This is a genomic window from Exilibacterium tricleocarpae (genome assembly GCF_007004655.1).
Lineage (GTDB): Bacteria > Pseudomonadota > Gammaproteobacteria > Pseudomonadales > Cellvibrionaceae > Exilibacterium > Exilibacterium tricleocarpae.
Genome location: NZ_ML660087.1, coordinates 571,305 through 593,741 on the forward strand (window position 1 = coordinate 571,305; position 22,437 = coordinate 593,741).

Here is a 22,437-nt window from a genome sequence, read left to right on the forward strand (position 1 = left end):
CGGACTTAGTCCTCATAGGACGTTGGTCACGAGACATTGTAATGGGTTTGGGAGATAATGCCGCATCGTCAGCCGCCGGGCGCTAGTTTACACCAAGCCCGCGTTGTTTGGGCTGGTATTTGGCTGGTCCCACCGCTGGTGTGGCAGCGTTGTTTAGCGGACTTTTTAACCCGATGATCAGGAAACCTTTACCGCTGCTGTGATTGTATTTCGATACCTGGCCCGCGAGGTGCTGTTCAGTATGACAGCCGTCAGCGCGGTGCTGTTGATGTTCACCCTAAGCGCCCGTTTTGTAAAGTATCTGGCGGATGCCGCCGCCGGTAAACTTGCCTCCGATGTGTTGTTCGCCGTCATGGGTTACCGCCTGCCCGGGTTTCTCGAGTTGATCCTGCCGCTGGGTCTGTTCCTGGCGATCCTGTTCGCTTACGGGCGCTTGTATATGGACAGTGAAATGACGGTGCTGTCAGCCTGCGGTATGAGCCAACGGCGACTGCTGGGGTACTCCCTGATACCCGCGCTGGGTGTGGCGATGGTGGTGGCCGGTTTCAGTCTGTTTGTAAGCCCGCTGGGTGCGGAGCGGGCCGAGGCGATCCTCAGCGAGCAGCGCAAACGCACCGAGTTCGACGCCCTGACGCCGGCCCGCTTCGAGGCCATGCGCAACGGCCAGAGTATCACCTATGCCGAGTCGCTCAGCAGTGATCGCAAGCAGATGTTTGGGGTGTTTATGGCGCAGATGGCCGACGGGTCGGCGAGTGCTGATTTGGCGGTTATCGTGGCGGAGTCGGGCAATCAGATTACCCATGAGGAGAACGGCCAGCGTTATCTGATTTTGAAAAACGGCCACCGCTACGAGGGGCGACCCGGAGAGGCCGACTACCGTATCACCCGGTTTGCGCAGTTCGCCCAGCGCCTCGAGCAGCCCCACGCACGCGAAAAGCGCAAGGCTAAGGCAGACTCGACTCCCACCCGGGCGCTATTGGGGTCGGACAAGCTCGTCGATCAGGCGACGCTGCAGTGGCGGCTGTCAATTCCGGTGCTGGTGGTGATTTTGACGTTGATGGCAGTGCCCCTCAGTAAGACCAGTCCGCGCCAGGGTCGCTACCTGAAAATGATACCCGCTATTTTGCTGTACATCATTTACCTGGTCTCTCTGAGTTCTGCCCGCGGGGCAATCGAGGACGGCCGTCTGCCGGTGCACTTCGGTCTCTGGGCGGTGCACTCGATATTTTTTGTTATTGCTCTGCTGTTGTTGACGGCGGGGAGCTGGAGGTCCTGGTTGCGACGGCGACCGGCGCTGCAGGCGCAGGGGGGAGAGGGCAGTGATGCGTAGGCTCAACCGCTATGTGGGCCGCGCCATTATCGGTTCGGTTGCCACGGTGTTGCTGGTGTTAGTGGCGCTGGACGGGATTTCCGCCCTGGTCGACGAGATGAGCGATCGGAAAGACGCGTATACGGGGTTGGAGGTTTTGATCTATGTGGGGCTGACCCTGCCCGCGCGTCTTTACGAACAGATACCTTTCGCGGTGTTGGTGGGTTGCCTGTGGGGGTTGGGCAGTCTGGCCGGTGCCAGTGAGCTGGTGGTTATGCGGGCCGCCGGCGTGTCGGTGGCGCGGGTGAGTTGGATGGTGCTGAAGCCGGTGCTGTGGTTTATGGCGCTGGGCCTGGCGCTGGGTGAATATGTCATACCCTATACCGACCAGATCGCCGAGAGCCGGCGCGCGCTGGCCCAGGGTGAGGACCGCGCCCTGCAATCGCGGCGCGGCCTGTGGAGTCGCGAGGGCGATGAGTATATGCATTTCAACGCGGTACTGCCCAACGGCGTGCTGTTTGGGGTGACCCGCTACGGTTTCGATGAGCGCCGCCAACTGGTGTTCTCCAGTTTCACCAAACGCGCGACCTACCAGGGCGGCGGCGTCTGGCTCGAGGAACAGGGGCAGGTTACCGACCTGAGCGGGGCCGAGATCACCACCAGTACGTTCACCACCCGCCGCTGGCGCACCGGGATATCACCGGCGCTGCTGAATATTCTGGTGCTGCCGCCCGAAGCGCTGTCGATTCGACGTCTGTATTCCTACGCTACTTACCTCGGGCAGCAGGGTCTCGGCAGTGATGAATACTGGCTGGCATTTTGGCAAAAACTGTTGCAACCGCTGGCCGCGGCGAGTCTGGTGTTGATTGCCATATCGTTTATTTTTGGTCCGCTGCGGGAAGTCACCATGGGCTTTCGGGTGTTCAGCGGGGTGGTGGTGGGCATTGTGTTTCGCACCAGCCAGGACCTGTTGGGTCCGTCGAGTCTGGTATTCGGGTTTTCACCGCTGCTGGCGGTGTTGGTGCCGATTTTGATTTGTGCGGCGGTCGGGGTGGTGTTGCTGCGCCGGAGCCTTTGACCGAGCGGACGGCCTGGCGCCAGTCTCCAGTTCAGCGTCCGGCCTTCGGTACCACCACCACGCGCGTCGCGCTGAGTCGATCCTGCAGGCTGCGGCCTTTGGGATCGAAATAGCACCACCAGTAACCGAGACCGGCAGCGGCCAGGGCCGGGGGTGCTACCAGGCAACGCAACAGACATTCGCGCCACCCGGGGATTGTGCCGCCGCCGTCACCCTCGGTATCGCGCTCCAGTTTCAGGCGCCAGGCGCGCATCCCCAGGGTCTGGCCACCGCGCCGCCAGAACACACAGTAAAACAGGGCGAGGGTGATGACCCAGCCAATGAAAAGCCAGGGACTGGCAGCGATCGGCTCGAGAGTTTGCGGGTCGGCGCCCGTTATCACTACCGTTATCGCCACGCCCAAGAATCCGTAGGCCAGACTCAGTGCGATCAGCAACAGACTGTCGTAAACCAGCGCGGCGACACGGCGCAGTGGGCCGGCACTGGGGTTGGTGATGGAATCGGCCGGCGTCGGCGCGGTTGTCGATGGCATAAATAAAAAGGCCCGCTGAACTGTGCGGGCCTGATTGTAGCAGATGTGTGAAGTAGCGTTTAAAACTTATAGTCCATAGACAGTTTCAGTTTATTGCCGGAAATCTTGAGGTCGTAGTCGACCTCACTTTTGGTGAAACTGCTGCGGTAGGACTTTTTGCTGCCGGAACCCGTACCCAGGCTGTTCTTTCCCGTCATAAATCCCGGCTTTTGCATATTGTCCCAGTAAGTACGCAAGCCCATTTTCAACAACTTGGACAAGACCTTACTATCGTGTTCGAGATCGGTCTGGTGGTGATGTTGATGCAACCACTGGTAGTTCAGCGCCCGCTGGGTCGAGTTCATCTGGTTGTCGCGAAAATGCATGGCGGCCTGTTCCAGCGCCTGGTTATCGAGACCGGTGGTGCTGGGGAGTGCGGAAATTTCCACGCGATTATCGGTCTGCTTGAGGGGGTTGTAAAACAAGAGGTTATCGGGGATGAATATATCGTCGCTGTTTTCAGCCCAACTGAGCTGGGGCGCGATGGCACTCAGTGCCAGAAGCAGGGTGGCCATATAGAACGGCAGTGGGTGTATTCGATCCGTCAAAACAATTGCTCCGAGGTTGGCGTCGCCGGGCGACGGTTTGTTCAACTGTTTTGTGTACTTTGTCTTGTTTGTGTTTGTCGTGTTGTCTTTGTTTTCAGTTTTGTTCGTACTTTTCTTGCTCTTGCTCTTGCTTTTCTCGCTCGTGCTTACTTGGTTCGTACTTATCTGGTTCGCGCTTATTTGGTTTGTATTTCTATGGTCCGTACTTCTCGTCATCTCGCCAAGCTCCTGTTTCCAGAAGTATGGATCATCTTGCCCTGATCGCTGTGGATTATAAAGCCTCTTTTTAGATCGAAATGTATGGAAAATGTAAGCGGTTCATCGGCGTGACTGCTCAGCCATTCCAGGCGTCGGCCCGGGGGCTACCAGCCTCTTGCACAGGGGGGTGAGTGAATCTTAACTTGCCAAATGGAATTTTTGTCCCGGCTGTGACGTCTTAATTCTCTCAGCAGTTTCAGAAGAGGCCGAGTAGAACAAATCGATCTAGTCGCTGGTCGGGATTTAAACGATTTGTGTCATTTTTGTTTCTTTTTAAAAGCCAAAAAGAATTAAAAAATAAAAAAATAGACTTTTTTATTCTATTGAGGCTGAGTAGGGCAGCGCACTGCCGCTTAGCTGAGGCGAAAACGAATCACTTCGGTGCTGGGTTTATCGGTCTGGCCGCCGATGCCGATACTGCCTTCGCCCTGCAGCGGCACTTCCTCGCGGCGCAGGTAAATCGGTTCGTGACCGGGCGTGGTGACATAGGTGCCGTTGGTGCTGTGGTCCACCAGTACAAACTTGCCGCGGCGGAAGTCGATATGGCAGTGGTCGCGGGAGGCGAGGCTGGTATTGATAAAGAGATCCACACGCCGCGGGTCCCTGCCGATCACAAACGGTGTCTCCTGTGGCGTAAGCTGCAATTCGCCGTCGCTGTGAGCCAGGGTCAGGCGCTGGCTGGCGGGATTATCCCCGCTGAGTTCCTGCAGTGCCATGACGCGCGTGGCGCTGTAGGTTTGGTCGGGCAGCTCCCACTGCAGGCGGTAGATCAACGAGATTTGGCCCTCGCCCTTGATGGGGATGCGGTCAAACTCCTGGCAGGCGTCGCGCAATGACGGCGGCAACTCGTCCACTATCGCCTGGGTGACAACCGTCTGCCGGGCGCGGGCGATATGGGCGACGCAGGCCGCATCGTTGACCGTATCGCCGAACACATCGCCGTCCACCAGCAGGGTCGCGCCATAAGCCAGGCCGATGCGAATGGCCAGGCCGTTGCCGTCCTGACTGCCCTGCTGCATGGCGATGGCGGCGCTGCAGGCGGCCTCGGGGTGATCGAAGCGCGCCATGACTTCATCGCCAATGGTTTTTACCACGATACCGTTATTGGCCTCCGTGAGGGCCCGCATAGTGCCGATAGTTTCGTCGATCAGGCTTTTTGCCTCGAGGTTGCCCACGCGTTTGTACAGCGCCGAGCTGCCCGACACATCGGCGAACATGATGGCTTGCAGCTGGCTGGTATCGCTCATGGCTTGACTCCGGTGATGCAGGCACGGCTGCCCGGTTGCCAAGTATATCGACTGTCGGCGCCTTATCGCAAAAAGCCACAGGCAAATTCGTGCCAGCGGTCTGGACCCCGGCCGGATTTCAGGGCGCCTTCAGCCAGACGTAGCGGGCCTCTGCGATAGCGACGACTTCGCCATTGGTATCGGTCAGCTCCTGGTGGTTGATCAGGCTGCTCTTGCCCTCGGCCAGGGTCTCGCGCTGCAGGCGTTCGAACTCTGCCTCGGCAATCTCCAGCGACATAAACACATCGGTCAGCGCCGGGCGGCGAAACCGTATTTTTACCTCCGCCACTATGGGCAGTATTTTGCGGGTGTCCACCCGGCGCACGAACAGGGCGCCGGCGGGGAACTCGGCCAGGGTAAACAGACTGCCCGCATACATGGTGCCGACATGGTTGACGTTGGGAGCCAGGGGCATGGTGGCGGTTACCCGGTTGTCATCGAGCGAAAGGATACGCGCACCCATCTTCTCAATGATATCGATCGTCATGGCTGGTTGGTCGGTGGTCATGGCAACTCGCTTATCGGTTGACTGGCAAAGGTGGTAGAAGCTGAAAGTTACCCGATGCCGGGGATGGCATTGCTTTAAGCGAATTTGCACAATTTATCGACCCTCGTTATCCCTATCGATCTCGGCTAAGAATATCGGAGGTAGGTTTGCCGCTGGGTAGGGCTTCCAGAAACTCTCGACAGCAGGGATGCTGTCGGGACCAAAAGTAGGCGCTTTAGGCGAGTCCCCAGGTACGGGTTCACGACGTGTTTCTGAAAGCCCTACCCAGCGGCAAACCGGCCAATTGGCACGCTTTTGCTTAAGGCATTGCTATTCCCGACGCCGGCAGTTTGCCGGTGCCGGCAGTGCGGGTCCGCTGGCAGATTATTTTAGAAAATATCCATACATTTGCAGTGACGTTAACTATCAACGACGGTGACATTTCATGAAGTTTCTATGCGTTGCTGCGGTATATGTTATGGTGGGCGGCCGGGAAGCCGCGTGGCGGCCTGTCGCACCCGGCCCGCGGCGGCCTTCGTGGGCCTGTGGTTTGCGGACCATGTCTGCCGGCTGACGTTCAGCGGCCATTGTGCGGCGGAGAATCCTCACCGACGAAGGTTGGACGGCAGGTGATGGACTGCGCAGGTGAAGTGAAAAGTGGAGTGGATAAATGACGGATCAAGGTATCGATACGCGGCACGCGCCCGCGGATAAGCCGCAAAAGCGCGAGTTGTTTGCCTGGGCGATGTACGACTTCGCCAACTCGGGTTACACCACGGTGGTGCTCACCACGGTTTTCAATGTGTATTTCGTCGGTGTGGTGGCGAGTAGCCTGAATGCCGACAACGGCGGCAGCGCCACTTTCCTGTGGACCCTGGCCATGGGGATCGCCAACGCCATCGTGCTGTTGTCGGCGCCGGTGCTCGGAGCCATCGCCGACTATCACGCGATCAAAAAGCCGCTGTTGGTGGTCACCACCATCGGTTGTGTCGCGGGCACGGCGTTGCTCGCGCTGGCCGGGGCGGGCGACCTGGTGATGGCCATGACGCTGGTGATTATCTCCAATGTTATGTTTGCCAGTGGCGAAAACCTGATTTCCGCCTTTTTGCCGGAGATCAGCGACAGAAAAAATATGGGCCGGGTATCGGGCTTTGCCTGGGGGCTGGGTTATTTCGGCGGCATACTGTCGCTGGTGTTGTGCCTGCTCTATATCAACTGGGCCGAGGGCCGCGGCGCCGATGCCAGCCAGTATGTACCGGTAACCATGCTGATCGTTGCGGTGATGTTTGCCTTGGCGGCGCTGCCGACGTTTTTATGGCTGCGTGAGCGGGCGGTGCCGGTGGCCCCCGTCACCCGGCAATTTTCTCTGTTGCAGGCCGGCCGGGTCGGCCTGAATCGGGGGCTGGGGCGGGTACTGCACACGCTCAGGGAGGCCTCCCACTACCGGGACCTGTTTCGTTTTCTGCTGACGCTGGCGGTCTACCAAAGCGGCGTCAGCACGGTCATTGTGCTGGCGGCGGTGTATGCCCAGGAGGTGGTGGGGCTGTCGCAGCAGGATATTATTCTGTTGATCCTGGTGGTCAACTTTACCGCGGCGCTCGGTGCGGTGGTGTTCGGGCTGATCCAGGACAAACTCGGCTCCATACGCACGCTGGCGATCACACTACTGATTTGGATAGTGGCGGTCGCCGTGGTCTTTCGCGCGTCGCAGCCGCTGGATATGTGGATCGCCGGCAACCTTATCGGTCTCGCTATGGGCGCGACTCAGTCGGCCGGGCGGGCGTTGATCGGGCAGTTCACCCCACCGGCGCGCACCGCGGAATTTTTTGGTTTGTGGGGTCTGGCCATGCGGGTGGCGGCGATAGTGGGGCCGGTGAGTTACGGTGTGATCAGCTATTTCAGCGGCGGCGACCACCGCCTGGCACTGCTGTCGACGTTGCTGTTTTTCGTCGTCGGTCTGCTGTTGTTACTGACCGTCGATGAAAAGCGCGGGCAGGTGGCCGTCAGCCGTTACGGCGACAACGACACCGCAACGGCCGACGTGGAGCCGGCTGCTTAAAAGCTGGCCATCCTGGCCAGCAGATCGCAGACCCGGGAGGAGTAGCCCCATTCGTTGTCGTACCAGTTCAGGGTTTTGACATAGCGCTTGCCCACCACCTGAGTAAAGCTGGCGTCGTAAATGGAAGAGTGGGGGTTGCCGATGATATCGGACGAGACCAGGGGCTGGTCGGTAAACTGCAGGATGTTGTGCAGCGCCTCGGTGGCGCAGGCTTCTTTGACGGCAGTGTGGATGTCTTCCACGGTGACGTCCTGATTCAGCTCCGCTGCCAGGTCCACCACCGAGCCGTCTGGCACCGGCACCCGCGAGGCGATACCGTCGAGCTTGCCCTTCAACTCCGGCAGCACCTCACCTACCGCCTTGGCGGCGCCGGTGGAGGTGGGGATGATATTCTCGGCGGCCGCACGGCTGCGACGCCAGTCGGAGTGGGGCACATCGGCCAGGCGCTGGTCGTTGGTGTAGGCGTGCACCGTGTTGATCACCCCTTCGGCAATGCCGAAGGCGTCGTTGAGGACCTTGGCCATCGGCGCCAGGCAGTTGGTGGTGCAACTGGCGTTGGAGACGATACGGTGCTGGGGGGTGAGGCCGTCGTCGTTGACACCCAGTACCACGGTGTAGTCGATCTCATCCTTGGCGGGCACGGTCAGGATCACCCGCTTGGCACCGGCCTGCAGGTGTTTTTCCAACTGCGCCTTGGCCCGGAACGCACCGGTGGATTCCACCACCACATCGATATTGAGGTCGCCCCAGGGCAGGTTGTCCGGGTCCCGCTCGGCCAGCATGGTCACATCGGAATGGGCGGTTTTCAGGTGGTTGTCCTGCAGTTCCAGCGGGCCCTTGAAACGGCCCATGACCGTGTCGAAGCTGAGTAGGTATTTCAGTGCCGCCGGGTCGAACAGATCGTTGATGGCGACTACCTGTATATCGGTTCTTTGATCCAGAATGCGAAAGACCGCGCGACCGATGCGCCCGAAACCGTTGATTGCAACTCGCACGATTATTCTCCTTTTTCCAGATTGGCTTGTTCCAGGTCGGCATAGGCCCGCACCACATCGATAATGCGACAGGCGTGGCCGACACTTTCATACCAGGCGATGGTCTTGACCATTTTCTGCCCCGATTTAATAGTCGCTTTGAGGTCGAACAGTGCCGACTGCCGGCAGCCGATCACATCCGATGACACAATCGGCTCAGCGGTGGCTGCCAGTAGGTTGGGGGTCTGCTCCGCGCCCTTGACGATAGCCGTGTTGACATCCTCCACAGTAACGGCCGGGTCCTTGAAAATAATCGTGCAATCGAGCATCGAACCTTTCTGAACCGGCACATTGAGGGCGTTGCCGCACAGGCGGCCGGCAAACTGCGGCATAATTTTTTCAACCCAGGCGGGCGACAGGTTGGTATTGGGGATGATGTTCTCCGCCGCCGAGCGGCTGCGGCGGTAGTCCTCGCCGGCGGCGTCCTGCAGAGACTGGTCACTGGTGTAGGCGTGGACCGACGTCATAATCGCGTAGTCGACTTTGAGATTGGCCCTGTCGACGGCGTTCAGCACGGTCGCCAGGGCGCCGGTGGTGGCCGAGCCGGCGCAAATCATACGGTCCCCGGCCTTAATGGTGTCGTCGTTGATACCCGGTATTACAAAGCGGTCGATATGATCTTTCGGCAGCATTGCGATAATGACCCGTTTAGCGCCGGCGTCCAGGTGGGCCTGCATATCGTCGCGACCGTCGTATTTGCGGGTGGCGTCGATGACGAAATCCACCTCGAACAGGTCCCAGGGTACATCGCTCGGGTGCGAGCCGTTGAGAATCCGGGTGGAGAATTTCGGATTGCGCAGGTAGTTCCCATCCAGGGTACAATCCAGGCCTTCGACCCCCTCGGTCTCCAACAGGTAGTGAATAATTTCCGGCTTGCCGATGTCGCAGACTGCAACGATTTCTATGTCATCGCCCTCCAGCGCCAGGCGATAGAGATGCCTGCCGATATGGCCGAAACCCATAATACCCAATCGAATCTTTTGTGTAGCCAAGACTGACACCCCCTGCTTGCTGTGGTTGAAGGTAATAGTTGAAGGCAATAGTTAACGGCAATGGTTAACAGTAGTCGTTAAGCGCAACAGTTGAAACCCCGGTTTGCGCAGGTTCCAGCTATTCCATGGCGTAGCTTAATTGACCTGTGGGTGTATTCCAAGTGGCGCAACTGTGCTCAGGGCCTGACTGAAGGATATAGTGTTACAGGCCCCGGGTGGCGTTTCTGGCGGGGGAAAAACAAGCCGTTGTCGCGAGTCGCTGGTGTGAATGACAACGATGCTGGGTTAATGGTTTGCGGACAAGGATATACGCGCCTGGATCCCCTCGATTAAGGTGCCGTTTGCCCATACTGCGGTGCCGCTTGCCTATGTGCTCGGAGATGGATCAGGCAGCTTACCCGCATGCCCCTCCTGCGTCATCCTTATCGCTAACCCGTATTTGGGGCGGCACTGAGCTGATCCCCGGACCCAGTGTGTTAACTGGATCAAAAAATTGCGCGAAAAAGTTTCATTGGATCGAGTGAGGCGATTTATCCGCGGTCGACCAGCACAATTGCCACCGCAGTGAAAGCGCTGGCGGCGCAACCGAGTATTAAATGTGCACCTTTAGTGCATAGTTGGCATATACCCGGTAACAGCGGCGCCGCAACGTATCGTCTCTCTGGCTATCGCCTGTCTAGATTCTTGCCCAACCTCGGGAAGGTGAACAGGAATGAGAAAAGTGTTGATACTGGTGGCGGCCCTCGCGTTTTGTTGGCGTGGCTTTAGTGCGGTAGCTACTGTAGAAACCCGCGCCGAATCCGCGCCGCAGGCCGGGTATTCTTATTGTTGCGGGCCGCTGTCCACTACTACCCGTTACTACCGGCCGGTACTGGCTCGCTTTGTGTCAGCAGACCCCTCCGATCCGTTGGGCGATGGTGTCGGACTTAATCGCTACGCTTATGCGTTTAACAACCCGGTGTTTGTCAGAGACCCCAGCGGCTTGTCTGCCGAAGCCAATGATCCACAAGATACCGACAGCGAGGCCGCGGCTGAGAATGACGGTGGTGCCGGTGAGCACGCCGATGCGGACCCGGGCGGGCAGCAGCCCGGTAAGTCCGAAGACGCCGTCGAGCAGGAGGACGAACAACAGGGTGAACTGACCGAGGAGGAACGGGAAGCGATAAAAGACAAAATGGAACAACTTGAAGACGCGCGTCAAAAAGCGCTGGAGAAGGCGCAGCGCTTGTCGGACCGGTTGAATGACCTGCAGGATATATTGGATAAAAATGCATTTCCCGAGCCGGGCCGGCAACCGCAGCCCGGATTGCCCAGTGATGTCGAACCCGTTGCGCCGCTGGATAACGCCAGCCCGGGGGCGAGGCCTGATGAGCCGAATCCCCATGCCGATGAGCCGGCTCCCAAACGTTAACCGGACGGTTTGTCGTCGGCTTTTCGGCTCAGCGGGAAGTTGAGGTTTTATCGTTAACACGACTCATCTGATAATAGGAAAGACTATGAATAGATCAGGCTTAGGTGTGGCGTTTTTCTTGGTGTTTAGCTGTGGATTCGACACTGTATCGGCGAGTCAGACAGGCGGCGACGCGGGAGTGGCTGTTGCGGTGTCGACTGAGGCCGGCGACACCGCTGCGGCCACGGTGCCGTCGAATGCAGATACCCCGGATAGTGAGACGGTTGCGGTGCCTGCCGAGACCGTTGCGGCGCCCGCCGACGGGCAACCCAGCCCGGCCTCCGTGGCGGTGGCAGACAAGGAGGCGGCGACCGCCAGCACAGTCGGAGTCAGTGAGGTTGACGGTACCGTGAGCAGCGATGCCGCCAACGCCGGTGAGATCAGTTACGATACGCACGCATTTAATGGTGAGTATACGACCACAATTGATATCGACTTACCCAAGTATCGGGATTTGACACCGGCCCTCGCCTTGAAGTACGAGTCTAACAGCCGCAATGGCCAACTGGGGCTGGGCTGGCATATCGGTGGGTTGTCGACTATTACCCGGGCCTCCCCGGGGCGCGGCGCACCGCGCTATGACGATACGGATATTTTTCTGTTTAACGGCAGTGTTATCGATATTATTCCCTGTACCCCCGACATGTCGAGCCCGGGGTGTCAAAACGGCGGCACGCACACTACCAAGGTCGAAAGCTACCAGCGCCTTACCCTCGACAGCGAAGCGAATAAATGGACGCTCACGTTCAAAGACGGCACCCGTTTTATCTATACCCGTCAGTTGCGCGATCTGTCGAACCCGACAGGTTTTCCGCCGAATACACCGGAAACCACCTTCCGCTGGGCGCTGAGTGCGATGTTGGATACCCATGGTAACCAAGTCACCTACTGGTACTGGTGCGACGGTGCTGGCGGTATCTTCCCGACCAGCTCTACGCCGCAAAAAGACTGTTATATCAAAAAGATTTTCTACAACCGCGCCAGTGTTAACTTCTATTGGGAGACACGACCGGACCCGATTTTTCGGGCCACGGGGAGAGGCATGGTAAAAACCCGGTACCGCTTAAAAACCATCGATGTACGGGTGGGTGACGAGCGGCGCAATAGCTATTCCTTGAGCTATACGCAAAGCGCCGGGTCAAAAAAGTCGCTGCTGAGTCGAGTGACAACCCATGGCCGCGATGCTGTGGTCGACAGCGACGGCATAGTGACGGACCCGGGCACCACCCTGGCGCCGATCGAGATGCGCTACGCCGAGGAAACCGTCGATCCGGTCACCCGTGTGGCAGACAGTGTGAGATGGTGTGCAGGGAATTTTTCCTCCGGCGGTGACTTTAACGGCGATGGCCGCACCGACTATCGTTGCGGCACCCGCATCGGCCTGTCTAACGGCGATGGCAGTTTCGAGTTTATGGACGACGGCAGTTGGTGTGGCGGAGAGCAGCTTTCTCTCGGCGACTTCAACGGCGATGGCCAAACCGATTTCCAATGTCACCGCCGGCGGGACGGCAAGAACTGGATCAAGGAATCCAGCCACGGTTTGGGCTTTTTTGTGCGTGAAGGAGAGAAGTGGTGCACCGAGCCCAATATCTTCTCGCTGGGGGATTTTAATGGCGACGGCAAGACGGACTACCACTGTAAGCGGGCCCGAGACGGCCAGACCTGGGTGCAGTTCTCCAACGGCGACGGTACCTTCACGCTGGCGATGGGTCCCGAAACATGCAAGCGCGGTACGCTTTCTTTCGGTGACTTCAACGGCGATGGTAAAACCGACTACCTGTGTCGACAGGGACAGGAAAACGGTATTAGGCTGTCCAGGGGGGACGGCACTTTTGTCGCCGTGGGTGGAATAAACTACTGTCTGGGTAGTACCGAATATCGACTTTCTCTGGGAGATTTTAACGGCGACGGCGCGACCGACTTGCAATGCCACAACATTCTGAAAGGCGATAATTCGGTAGCGCTCTCAAAAGGCGGCGGCAGCTTTGCCATAGTGGCTGGCCCCAGGTTTTGCAAAGGTACGCCTGGCGCCGACAACTTTTCTCTGGGCGACTTTAATGGGGATTACTTAACTGACTTGCAATGCCACGATCGCCGGTCCGGCACCACCGCCATCGCCTTTTCCAAAGGCGATGGTACCTTTACCGCACGTACCGGGTCCGTCTTTTGTAAAGAGAATCGGGTTAATACCTTTTCTCTCGGTGATTTTAACGGTGATGGTCGCACCGACTATCAATGTCACAACACCGACAACGGCAGCAATTTTGTTCGGCTTACCGATCCCAACCAGCACCTGAAGCTCGTTGAAGTAACCAATCACTTTGGCGGCACCACCCGCGTGGAGTACACACCGTCCTCCGCTTGGTTCAACCTCTTTAATCCGCGCATCGTGCAGACAGTGACAGCGATCAGTAAGGACGACGGCCGCAACCGCAGCGATAGCGTGCGCCGCACAGAGTATACCTACTGGGTGGGGGTGGAAGACAAGAAAGCCCGGCTGTTTATGGGCTTTGCCCGCGTTACCGCGTATCTGCCCTGCCTCCAGGGAGAGTCGGTCTGTCCTTATGAACGGGCAACTTATCGGCTGGATTTGGCCACTCGGGGACAGATTGCCGATATCTCGCGCAACAACGGCGACAGCACCTTTACCCGCAGCCTCAGCTATCAATACGATGTAGATCTCACCCGGGTCCCGCATACAGCACTGGTCACCGGGCGAACTGAAACCGTTGGGCACAACCGCGAGTACAAGAGAATTGGTATCGAAAAAACATTTGATGACTTCGGCAATGTGGTGAGTAAAACCCTGTTGGGCGATGTGACGCTCGAAGGTGATGAACGCACTGTTAGAACCACCTATGTGCCCAATACCGATGACTATATCGTGAATCTGCCTGCCAGAGTTGAAACTTTTGACGGGCTTGCCGACGGCGGTAGTAAAGTCGCCGAGGTGCGCTACCTCTACGACAATGCCGCCACCTGGTCTAGCGCGCCGACGGTGGGCAATCGCACCGAAGAGCAGCACTGGCTCAACACTGAAAATCGCTTTGTGTCCTCGCGGGCGCAATACGATGCCGAGGGCAATATCATCAACGCCTACGATGCAGTGGGGGCCCGAACGGAGTTTATCTACGATGAACTCGACCGACAATTTGTGGTTGAAACCCGCAAGCCGTTATATTTTACCGGTGACACCCGCCACAAAACACTGATGCAGTGGGACCCCGTCTGTGGCGTGGAACGCCTGGCGACCGATGAGAATAACCAAGTTACACGTTCGCAGTACGATGCATTGTGCCGGGTTACCCGGGTTGATTTTCCCGGTGACGATTTCGAGATCACGGCTTACAATCATTACGGCGATCCCCAAACGCAATTCACTGAGGTGGTAACACCCGGGGCGGATGGTCAGCCCGATCTTTGGCGGCGTGAATTTTTGGACGGTTTCGAGCGCGTTTACCAGAGTCAAAAACCGGCCGGCGACGGCGCTGTATTGCAACACTTGACACGCTTTAACCAACGGGGGTTGGTGGCTGCGAACAGTGACTGGCATCGCGCGACGACGACACCGCGGTGGAGCTTGAGTTACCACGATGGTTTAGACCGATTGATCCAAACCACTGAAGCCGATGGCCGTATAACTCGCTGGGACTATCTGCACGGCCCCTATTTTGAAAAAGTGGTACGCACCAATCATCAGCAAAAACGCAGTGTCGCGCACTACGATGCCTATCGACAGCGCGTGCAAAGCGACCGTTTCTTAAACGATCGGAGCGTATCTACCCGGATGTCGTTTGACGCGCTGGGTCGCATTGTTGGCATAGTCGATAATGTCGGCAATACCTGGACCTATGACTTTGACTCGCTTGGCCGGCAAACCCGGATTGACGATCCGGATTTAGGGATCAGGTCGTATGAATATGACGATGTCGGGCGTCAGCTCGCCAGCACCGATGCCCTCGGCCAGCGCACCCGCTACGAGTACGATTTGCTCGGTCGTAAACGCAGGGAGACTTATCGCGCCGGTACACCCGACGCTGAAATCAATGAGTATATCTACGATGAAGCGTACGGCGGATACTTTAATGTCGGTCGCCTTAGCACAGCCCGTAATGAAAACATGACGGTGGGATACAACTATGATGCGGCTGGTCGTGCGGTGCAAAGCACCCACCATATCGACGGTAACACTTACGCCTTTGATACCGGTTTTGACGCCGCTGGCCGAATCCGCTGGCAGCGCTATCCCGATGGTGATCTGATCGGCAGTGATACCCAACCCTGGCGCTATGATGCTGCCGGTCGCCTGCAGGGAATACCGGGCTTGATCGAGAGTATTTCCTACAACGATCACGGCATGATGGTCCAGAAAGTATTGGCCAATGGGGTGACTACCGATTATGGTTACAATGACGACAACGACTGGCTGATGTCCATCAACTCCCGGGCCGGGGGGCGCAGTATTCAGGCCATTGTCCACGAGCGGGATTCCATCGGGTTGATAACGACAATCACCAGTGGTTTTGCCAATGAAAGCTGGGCCTATGTTTATGACGATTTGTATCGGCTAAAGAGTGCCGCCAATATCGACGATACGATGCTTAGTCAGACGTTTGATTATGACACTGTCGACAATATGATTTTCAATTCCAGGGTGGGGGTGTACGATTATCCCGCTCCCGGCAGTGATCGGCCTCACGCGGTGTTGTCGGCCGGCGCGCACTCGGATTACCGCTATGACGCCAACGGCAATATGGTTGCCGGCAGTGGTCGCGAGATCGAGTACGACGGTCGCGATCGCCCGCTTCGCATTGACAGCAGCACTTTTCTCTACGGTCCCAATGGCGAGCGCGTCAAGAAAACCGAAAATGGTGTGACCACTTTGTATGTCAATAACCTGGAGATTCGCGACGGTGAGATCACGAAATATCTGCCGGAGGACACGAAACGCGAAGCCGGGCAAACTTTCTGGTTGCACAAAGATCACTTACAGTCGGTGCAGGCGGTAACCGACAGCAATGGCGATATGATACAGCGTTATACCTATGCGGCATTCGGGGAGCAGTTAAGTCAATCCAGTGAACATATCGAGACTCACAGCTTTATAGGCGAACGTCTGGATGACAGTGGATTGATGTTTTTAAATGCACGCTATTACGACCCGGTACTGGCCCGTTTGGTAGTGGCCGATCCGTCGAATTCCCAAACCGATAGCGATGAGTTGAGTAGATACCTCGATAATGCCGATAGTCAGGTGTATGCAAAGGGCCCAGGCGAAGTTGCCGATGGCCTGGGCGAGGATAGCACTGACGGTGATACACCCTCTAGCAATGTCGATAGTGAGAGCCAGCGTGAAGTTGAAAGTGAAAACTCTGGTATATGCGTTGACGGCCTTTAGATGGAGCGAGCAGCTCCTCGATAAGCGCAGGCGCATTGGCATACAAATAATCCCCCATTGCGCCAGCAGGCATGTTGTGGTGTATACGCGTGCGTTAATTGCTTTTCTTATAGTCTTTTCTGTAGTGGCCGATGCAGAGTATCGGTCCACAGATGTTGTTGAGAAAATACAGAGGTTTTTAGCTCTGCCGGAAGATGAAATTGATCTGGCGCGCACACGTTTTTTGATCGAGGCCGCTCTCTACGACGATATGGATGTTGCCGCGAGTGAAAGAAATATCAGTAATATCGTGGCGACGATCAAAACCATGCCCGAATACGGCCCGTCGTCCCTGGAAAAACTGGGCACAGCCATACGTTACCTGTACACCGCGGGCCCATGGAATCACCAGCAGGCCTATCGATATGATCTCGACGACCCGATGGGAACGTTGAAGCCGAGGGGAAAGTCGGTGGTCAACTATATGGCCACCAAAAAAGGAAATTGTGTATCAATGCCGATTTTATTGCTGTTGCTCAGTGAAAGACTGGGTGTCGGTGTGAATTTGGTGCTTGCACCTCACCATATGTTTGTGCGCTATACCGATGCAGACAAAAAATCGACCAATATTGAAACGACTTCGGGCACGCTGCTGAGCGATGCCAGGTATGTCGAAGAATTCGGGATTCGACCGGAGGCGATCGAGCAGGGGGTCTACCTGCGCAGTTTGACTAAAAAAGAGGCGGTGGCGCTGATGCTCTATGATTTGGGGCAGGCTTATCTCGATAGTGGCCAGTACGATATAGCGCATAAGACGGTTGATTTAATGTTGGGTTACCACCCCAAGTTTGTTAACGCTGTGCTACTAAAGGGAAACCTTTATGCGCGAATGCTGCATAGCGAATTAGCCACGATGAAAGCGGCAGGTCTGCCGCGAAGCCAAGCCGAGCGACGGCGGCTCGACTCGTTGCAGCGACAGAATCTGGCTTGGTTTTCGAAGGCGGAAGCACTCGGTTGGCGAGAGCCCGCGGCGGGGCTTTCGGAAAGGTATATGCACACTGTTGAGCGTTTCAAAGCGCATCGGGGTAACTGACTCTGGCCCGGGTGTTGGCGTCGCTAACTTTGGTGATGTTCATGTCCATGCAGCAGAATTGGGAATGGGTGGCTGTCCCGTTATGATGATGAGCGCTGCGTTGCGCGATCTGCTGACAAGTATTTTGACAGGGTAAAAAATACAGTCGTACCTTTTCCCTCTTCTGACTCGATCCGGATTTCTCCGGCATGACATTGCACCACTTTTTTTGCCAGGGTAAGCCCCAGGCCGAGACCGGGGTAATCGGTTTCACGAGCCGCCCGGGTGAATATGTCAAAAACTCGACCGATTCTATTAGCTGCAATGCCTATACCGTTATCAGTGAGCGTAAATTGCCAATAGTGTTCTATCTCAACTGCGGCCACCGAGACAGCCGGGACTTGGCCCGCTGGCTGATAGTGCTTTGCGTTATGCAAGAGGTGATAAAAAAGTGTCGCCAACTGTTTCCTGTATCCGTCAATTACCGGTAGTGGTCCCGCTATTAGTTGTTCGCCCCCATCTGTGTCGAATAATTGCGTTAGCGTCCGCTTGACGAGTGCGTTACAGTCGACCGGGCCGAGGGGTTCCTCTGTGGTGCTTAAGCGTGAAAACGCCAGCAGTGCCTCCAACAACGCTTCGGCGCGCGCAACGCTGTTATCCACTACCGCGAAATCTTCCCGGCTCTTCTCGTCCAATGTATCCTTCAAGCGCTTCTTAATGCGCTTGGTGAAACCATCGATGTGTCGTAAAGGTGATTTTAAATCGTGACAGACAACATAGGCGAACTGTTGGTACTCCGCCTTCAAGGCCTCGTACTTTGCCTGCGTTTGCGTCACCGAATCCACCGGCTTTCTCAACATGCCGCCCCTCCTGGTTACACCGGCTTAGGAGGCAGGCATACGACCTCCACCCAGAAGTTTTCCACCTGTTGCACTACATTGATAAATTTAGTGGCATCGATCGGTTTGACAATGTAGCAATTGGCGTATAAGTCATAACTCTCTATAACATCCGTATCGGCCTGCGAGCTGGTTAAAACAATAGTTGGGATACGGCGTAAATTGGCATCTTTCTTGATAATCTTTAGAACTTCCCGACCATCCATTTTGGGCATGTTAAGGTCCAGTAAAATGATATCAGGCGTTACTGCAGACTTGAATTTATTGCGCTTGAATAAATAGTCTACGGCATCTTCGCCATCGCGCACGACGTGCAGGTTGTTGCGCAACTTGGCCTCCGCAAATGCATCTCGTGTGAGATCGATATCGGCCAGGTTGTCTTCGACCAGTAGAATCTCGGCAAGTTTTGTATTCATCGTTCAATGCCTCCCCTTGGATTACTTGGCTAATCAGCTGACTTTAGCAGCGTAAAGTAGAAGGTGGAACCGACGCCTTTTTCGGATTCGACCCAAATCCTCCCTCCGTGACGCTCTGCTACTTTCTTGCAGATTGACAAACCAATGCCCGTACCTGCATATTCGTCAGTGTGATGCAGTCTTTGAAATACCTCGAAAATTCTGACCAGATGCCGCTTGTCCATACCTATGCCGTTGTCGTTCACCGCGATTTGCCAGTGGCTGTCCAGCTCGCAAACACCGACATGAACTTTTGGCCTGGTGTTAGTCTTCTGATATTTTAAAGCATTACCAATAAGATTCGAGAGCAGTTGGTAAAGTTGAGTTTTGTGCCCTAAGACTTCCGGTAGGGAATCATAGGTGATACAGCCACTGCTTTCTTCCAGATTGGCTTGCAAATGGCTTTTCGTCACATCGATCAGTTCGCTGAGGGAAACCTTTTCGGGTTTTTGCGTATCTCGATCTACACTGGCGTAAGTAAGGATGTCGGCGATCATGTTTTGAGCGCGGGCCGCGCCCTCAGTGAGGTAACCAAAGTAACGCCGGGCTTTGGTGTCATTCTGGAGCTTGTCATCCATATGGCGCAGAAGTTTCTCGGAAAAGCTGCGGATCATGCGCAGCGGCTCCTGCAAGTCATGAGAACAGATATAAGCGAAACGTTCCAACTCTTCGTTGGAGGAGACCAGTTTCTGAATCAACGCTTCACGTTCCGTTATATCAAGTGCAACCCCCAGGATAAAACGGTCACCACGGGTGTTGTGGAAGCGAATTTTTTGCGTGTCGTAGATTTTGATCTCTCCGCTGGGTGTGGTGAAAGTTTCCTCGACTCGGGAGTACCCCTCTTCAAACGCCTTTTGATCCATCTCAAGAAAATCTTGTCGATCTTTTTTGCTGTACTTTTCCAGTGTGGTGTGGCCGATAATTTCGTCGTGCATTGCGCGCGGATACATATTAATAAAATGCTGATTTGCGTCAACGATTTTGAACGCAGCGTCCTTTACAAACAGTAGTAGCGGGTTGGTGTCAAACACGAGTTTTTGAAAGCGATAGGCGTCGTGTAACCGCTCTTCAGATTTCTTGCGATCTGAAATGTCCTGTACAGAACCGGCCATGCGAGTGGCTTGGCCTTCTTTATCCCACACTGCTTGACCACTGGTATGAATCCAGACATAGTGTCCGGCGCTGTGCCTTAACTGATACTCTGTGTCGAAGGGCTCTCTATCGGCGAAGTGCCGCTCCAAGGCGTGCAGAACTGCGGCGTGATCATTTGGGTGAAGTCGGTTCTCAAATTCACTAAAGTGCCGGATAAACTGGTTGTCATCGATACCGATGATATTCTTGAAGCGTTCTGACCAATACAGCTGGTTAGTTTTTAAGTTCCAATCCCATAGGCCGACGCTGGAGCCGCGCACGGCGATATCATAGCGCTCCTCACTCTCACGCAGGCGTCGTTGACTTTCATTGATTACGTCGGTTTGACGTTTCACTTCCTGTGTGATGCGCAGATTATCGCTGGCATATCTAAAGGCGCTATACCCCACCAGTCCAGTAATGAGAAGTGCCAGCAACAGAACCAACCACGAGGCATACTCCGCAGCGCTGGAGAAGTACTCGGAGGTTGGGATGAAAAGAATTTTCCAGTCTCTATTGAGGACTGAAATGGATTGCTGAATATGATAAATGGCGAAACGTTCCGTTGTTTTGTAGTCATCAGTGCCGGCAAGCTGATTGCGATAGGTTTCGGCATTGCTATCCATCGGCCTGAGGCGGTAAACTGGCATTCCGAGGTCAGTCTCGTCGTACAGATAAGCGCGCTTTTGGTGTTTTTTCCAGGTCAGCGTCTCAATAATTATCGATCCCAGATCCAATGCAACTGTTATCAGGCCCCGTGCGTTTTCACCATTATCTAAAGGGAGCATAATAACCAGCGTTGTGGCTCCGTCTTCGTGTTTCTCATACGCTACAGCGCCTTTGTGGGCCACGGAGTCCAGTGTCGGCAGGCGGGCGTCGCTGAGTGCCGGAGCCTTGGTGCCGACTGAGTAGACTGTTTCGTAGGTTTGATCCGGCCGGTAACGCACCCAAGCTACGTAACTGTAGGCCGGGTCTGAAAACAACGGCTCCGCATAGTCAGTAAATTCCTTTTGCGAGAAAAATTCCGAAACATCAAAAAAGCTGCGCAGCAGTTCAGCATGTAAAACGTGCTGCTGGAGCTGCATTTCCAACGCTTTGGATTCAAATACAGAAAATTTTTCGAAGTCTGATTTTAGACGTGTGAGTCCACTTTGGATGCTCCACATAAAGAGAAATATACTGATCAGTACGCCCGCTGCCGTGGTGATAACCGGCACCCGAAAATAGGTGAGTGTTTCGCCGGCGGTAGCGAAACGAGCTGTATCAGTCGACATGCTCTGCAGTCTGTGTCAGGGAACTCAGTTGTGAAAACTTTTTCATAAGAGCGGGGATCAAGGGGAAAATCATAATTGCTGTGGCGACGGAGACGGCTGCAGTGAGAACTTTCATTAACCCCTCAAGGTAGTAGATGGGGTACCATAGGGTGACAAGTTCAATCAGGTGTGTGGCGCCACATAAAAAAATAAAGATTGCAAACATGTTAAAAACCCAGCGGTAGGGCATGGTCTGCCTGTTTTTACGCAGCAGGTACAGAATTGTAATCGGAATTGAAAAGTAGGCGATGGCGATGGCGATATCGCCGATCACATGCATCCAAAGCAATTCCTGTTGCCACAAAAAACAGTACCCATGCGGCATGAAACGCTCTGTACTAAACAGATTGGTCAGGGTATCAATCAGGGTAATATTCCAGTCTGGCATGGAGAGTTTCCTCATGGTGGGACAGTAGCTGCTGGATTTGGGCGCTGAGTGTTTCCACACTGCTGCTACCGCTCAAGTGGCCACTCAGCGTGCCGTCGGCGTCGAAAACATACAAATACGCACTGTGGTTAAACCCTTGTGTGGTCCCCGGTAGCTTTTTGACATAAGCACGCAAGCGACTGTAGAGCTGTTGCAGCGACCTATCAGGGCCGCTGAGACCGATAATTTGCTGGTGAAACTGCTTTAAATACCGCGCCATTCGTTCCGGCGTATCCGTGTGCGGGTCCACAGTGACAAACAAGACATTCACGTTCCGGCTCTGTGCATCCAGTGACTCCAGAGCCCGGGACAGCCGGGCGAGTGTGGTTGGGCATACGTGGGGACAGGCCGTAAAACCCAAAAACAGCAATGTTGGGCGCCCCACCAGCTCCCGCTCAGTCATCGGGTGCTGGTTATGAGTTGTGAGATTGAACTGCAGGGTAGGCGCAGGATCGGGAAACGCCTGCACGATTGCGACAATCGCAATTGCTGCGGCCGAGAGAAAACCACCAATACTGATCCAAAAACGCGAAGGCAAGGTCAGGCCTCGCTCGTGCTGTCAGCGGATTGACGCCAAATCTCGCGTATTCGCAAGGGTGTCTTCGTAAGTTGATATGCAGTGTCCAGGTTTCCGCGGCGGCGTACTGGGTACCTTGTCGCCACCAACCAGGGCCCGCGGGCGGCCATGACG

General features: G+C 55.7%; 17 protein-coding genes. 6 read left to right on the forward strand and 11 right to left on the reverse strand.

Annotation, left to right across the window (positions count from 1 at the left end; translation table 11 throughout):
• Positions 1-199 precede the first annotated feature (199 nt).
• Together lptF and lptG are read left to right on the forward strand one after the other, a co-directional pair.
• Positions 200-1,330: an LPS export ABC transporter permease LptF gene (gene lptF / locus FKG94_RS02180; protein WP_142902523.1), complete on the forward strand. Its 1,131-nt coding sequence runs from the start codon at positions 200-202 to the stop codon at positions 1,328-1,330.
• Positions 1,323-2,387 carry an LPS export ABC transporter permease LptG gene (gene lptG / locus FKG94_RS02185; RefSeq protein ID WP_142902524.1) on the forward strand — a complete coding sequence of 355 codons (1,065 nt, stop codon included), beginning with the start codon at positions 1,323-1,325 and terminating at the stop codon, positions 2,385-2,387. Before lptF ends, lptG begins: the two co-directional genes overlap by 8 nt.
• A 31-nt stretch (positions 2,388-2,418) precedes the next feature.
• Here the strand turns inward: lptG and FKG94_RS02190 are convergent, their stop codons facing one another.
• The 4 genes from FKG94_RS02190 to FKG94_RS02205 form a co-directional block, all read right to left on the reverse strand.
• The gene (locus FKG94_RS02190; RefSeq protein ID WP_142902525.1) at positions 2,419-2,919 is read right to left on the reverse strand and encodes an RDD family protein; all 501 of its coding nucleotides are present in this window, start codon (positions 2,917-2,919) and stop codon (positions 2,419-2,421) included.
• A gap of 59 nt (positions 2,920-2,978) precedes the next feature.
• The gene (locus FKG94_RS02195) at positions 2,979-3,506 is read right to left on the reverse strand and encodes a hypothetical protein (protein WP_142902526.1); all 528 of its coding nucleotides are present in this window, start codon (positions 3,504-3,506) and stop codon (positions 2,979-2,981) included.
• 611 nt (positions 3,507-4,117) lie between these two features.
• Complete coding sequence (locus tag FKG94_RS02200; RefSeq protein WP_142902527.1) at positions 4,118-5,011, reverse strand: adenylate/guanylate cyclase domain-containing protein; 894 nt, start codon at positions 5,009-5,011, stop codon at positions 4,118-4,120.
• Positions 5,012-5,129: 118 nt separating this feature from the next.
• A complete protein-coding gene (locus FKG94_RS02205) occupies positions 5,130-5,558 on the reverse strand; it encodes a YiiD C-terminal domain-containing protein (RefSeq protein WP_142902528.1) in 429 nt (142 codons plus the stop codon).
• Between the two features lie 649 nt (positions 5,559-6,207).
• Here FKG94_RS02205 and FKG94_RS02210 point away from each other — a divergent pair.
• Positions 6,208-7,596 (forward strand): MFS transporter, encoded by a 1,389-nt coding sequence (locus tag FKG94_RS02210; protein ID WP_142902529.1) that lies wholly within the window; start codon positions 6,208-6,210, stop codon positions 7,594-7,596.
• Here FKG94_RS02210 and gap read toward each other — a convergent pair.
• On the reverse strand, positions 7,593-8,591 hold the full coding sequence (gene gap, locus FKG94_RS02215; RefSeq protein WP_142902530.1) for a type I glyceraldehyde-3-phosphate dehydrogenase: 999 nt from the start codon (positions 8,589-8,591) through the stop codon (positions 7,593-7,595). The genes FKG94_RS02210 and gap overlap by 4 nt on opposite strands.
• Before the next feature lie 2 nt (positions 8,592-8,593).
• A complete protein-coding gene (locus tag FKG94_RS02220; protein WP_142902531.1) occupies positions 8,594-9,622 on the reverse strand; it encodes a type I glyceraldehyde-3-phosphate dehydrogenase in 1,029 nt (342 codons plus the stop codon).
• A 712-nt stretch (positions 9,623-10,334) separates the two neighbouring features.
• On the opposite strand from FKG94_RS02220, the gene FKG94_RS02225 reads away from it, so the two are divergent.
• The 3 genes from FKG94_RS02225 (at position 10,335) to FKG94_RS02235 (ending at position 17,542) form a co-directional block, all read left to right on the forward strand.
• Positions 10,335-11,033: an RHS repeat-associated core domain-containing protein gene (locus tag FKG94_RS02225; protein ID WP_142902532.1), complete on the forward strand. Its 699-nt coding sequence runs from the start codon at positions 10,335-10,337 to the stop codon at positions 11,031-11,033.
• Positions 11,034-11,118: 85 nt separating this feature from the next.
• Entirely contained in the window at positions 11,119-16,470 is a 5,352-nt protein-coding gene (locus FKG94_RS02230; protein ID WP_142902533.1) for an FG-GAP-like repeat-containing protein, read from the forward strand.
• Positions 16,424-17,542, forward strand: a complete 1,119-nt coding sequence (locus FKG94_RS02235; RefSeq protein WP_142902534.1) for a transglutaminase family protein — start codon at positions 16,424-16,426, stop codon at positions 17,540-17,542. Before FKG94_RS02230 ends, FKG94_RS02235 begins: the two co-directional genes overlap by 47 nt.
• A gap of 80 nt (positions 17,543-17,622) precedes the next feature.
• On the opposite strand, the gene FKG94_RS02240 is transcribed toward FKG94_RS02235, so the two are convergent.
• From FKG94_RS02240 to FKG94_RS02260, 5 genes are read right to left on the reverse strand one after another with little or no spacing between them, the layout of a single operon-like run.
• Positions 17,623-18,381 (reverse strand): sensor histidine kinase, encoded by a 759-nt coding sequence (locus FKG94_RS02240; protein ID WP_142902535.1) that lies wholly within the window; start codon positions 18,379-18,381, stop codon positions 17,623-17,625.
• 14 nt (positions 18,382-18,395) lie between these two features.
• Complete coding sequence (locus tag FKG94_RS02245; RefSeq protein WP_142902536.1) at positions 18,396-18,836, reverse strand: response regulator; 441 nt, start codon at positions 18,834-18,836, stop codon at positions 18,396-18,398.
• A gap of 29 nt (positions 18,837-18,865) precedes the next feature.
• The gene (locus FKG94_RS02250) at positions 18,866-21,280 is read right to left on the reverse strand and encodes an ATP-binding protein (protein WP_142902537.1); all 2,415 of its coding nucleotides are present in this window, start codon (positions 21,278-21,280) and stop codon (positions 18,866-18,868) included.
• Positions 21,270-21,707, reverse strand: coding sequence for a hypothetical protein (locus FKG94_RS02255; protein WP_142902538.1), 438 nt, complete (start codon positions 21,705-21,707; stop codon positions 21,270-21,272). The genes FKG94_RS02250 and FKG94_RS02255 overlap by 11 nt, the downstream gene beginning before the upstream one ends.
• Positions 21,679-22,284: an SCO family protein gene (locus tag FKG94_RS02260; RefSeq protein WP_179957446.1), complete on the reverse strand. Its 606-nt coding sequence runs from the start codon at positions 22,282-22,284 to the stop codon at positions 21,679-21,681. The genes FKG94_RS02255 and FKG94_RS02260 overlap by 29 nt, the downstream gene beginning before the upstream one ends.
• Positions 22,285-22,437: the final 153 nt, after the last annotated feature.

Coding starts and splice junctions, on each gene's coding strand:
- lptG (WP_142902524.1), top strand. CDS start 1,323: ATGCGTAGGCTCAACCGCTATGTGGGCCGCGCCATTATCGGTTCGGTT.
- FKG94_RS02190 (WP_142902525.1), bottom strand. CDS start 2,919: ATGCCATCGACAACCGCGCCGACGCCGGCCGATTCCATCACCAACCCC.
- FKG94_RS02200 (WP_142902527.1), bottom strand. CDS start 5,011: ATGAGCGATACCAGCCAGCTGCAAGCCATCATGTTCGCCGATGTGTCG.
- FKG94_RS02205 (WP_142902528.1), bottom strand. CDS start 5,558: ATGACCACCGACCAACCAGCCATGACGATCGATATCATTGAGAAGATG.
- FKG94_RS02210 (WP_142902529.1), top strand. CDS start 6,208: ATGACGGATCAAGGTATCGATACGCGGCACGCGCCCGCGGATAAGCCG.
- FKG94_RS02225 (WP_142902532.1), top strand. CDS start 10,335: ATGAGAAAAGTGTTGATACTGGTGGCGGCCCTCGCGTTTTGTTGGCGT.
- FKG94_RS02230 (WP_142902533.1), top strand. CDS start 11,119: ATGAATAGATCAGGCTTAGGTGTGGCGTTTTTCTTGGTGTTTAGCTGT.
- FKG94_RS02240 (WP_142902535.1), bottom strand. CDS start 18,381: ATGTTGAGAAAGCCGGTGGATTCGGTGACGCAAACGCAGGCAAAGTAC.
- FKG94_RS02245 (WP_142902536.1), bottom strand. CDS start 18,836: ATGAATACAAAACTTGCCGAGATTCTACTGGTCGAAGACAACCTGGCC.
- FKG94_RS02250 (WP_142902537.1), bottom strand. CDS start 21,280: ATGTCGACTGATACAGCTCGTTTCGCTACCGCCGGCGAAACACTCACC.
- FKG94_RS02255 (WP_142902538.1), bottom strand. CDS start 21,707: ATGCCAGACTGGAATATTACCCTGATTGATACCCTGACCAATCTGTTT.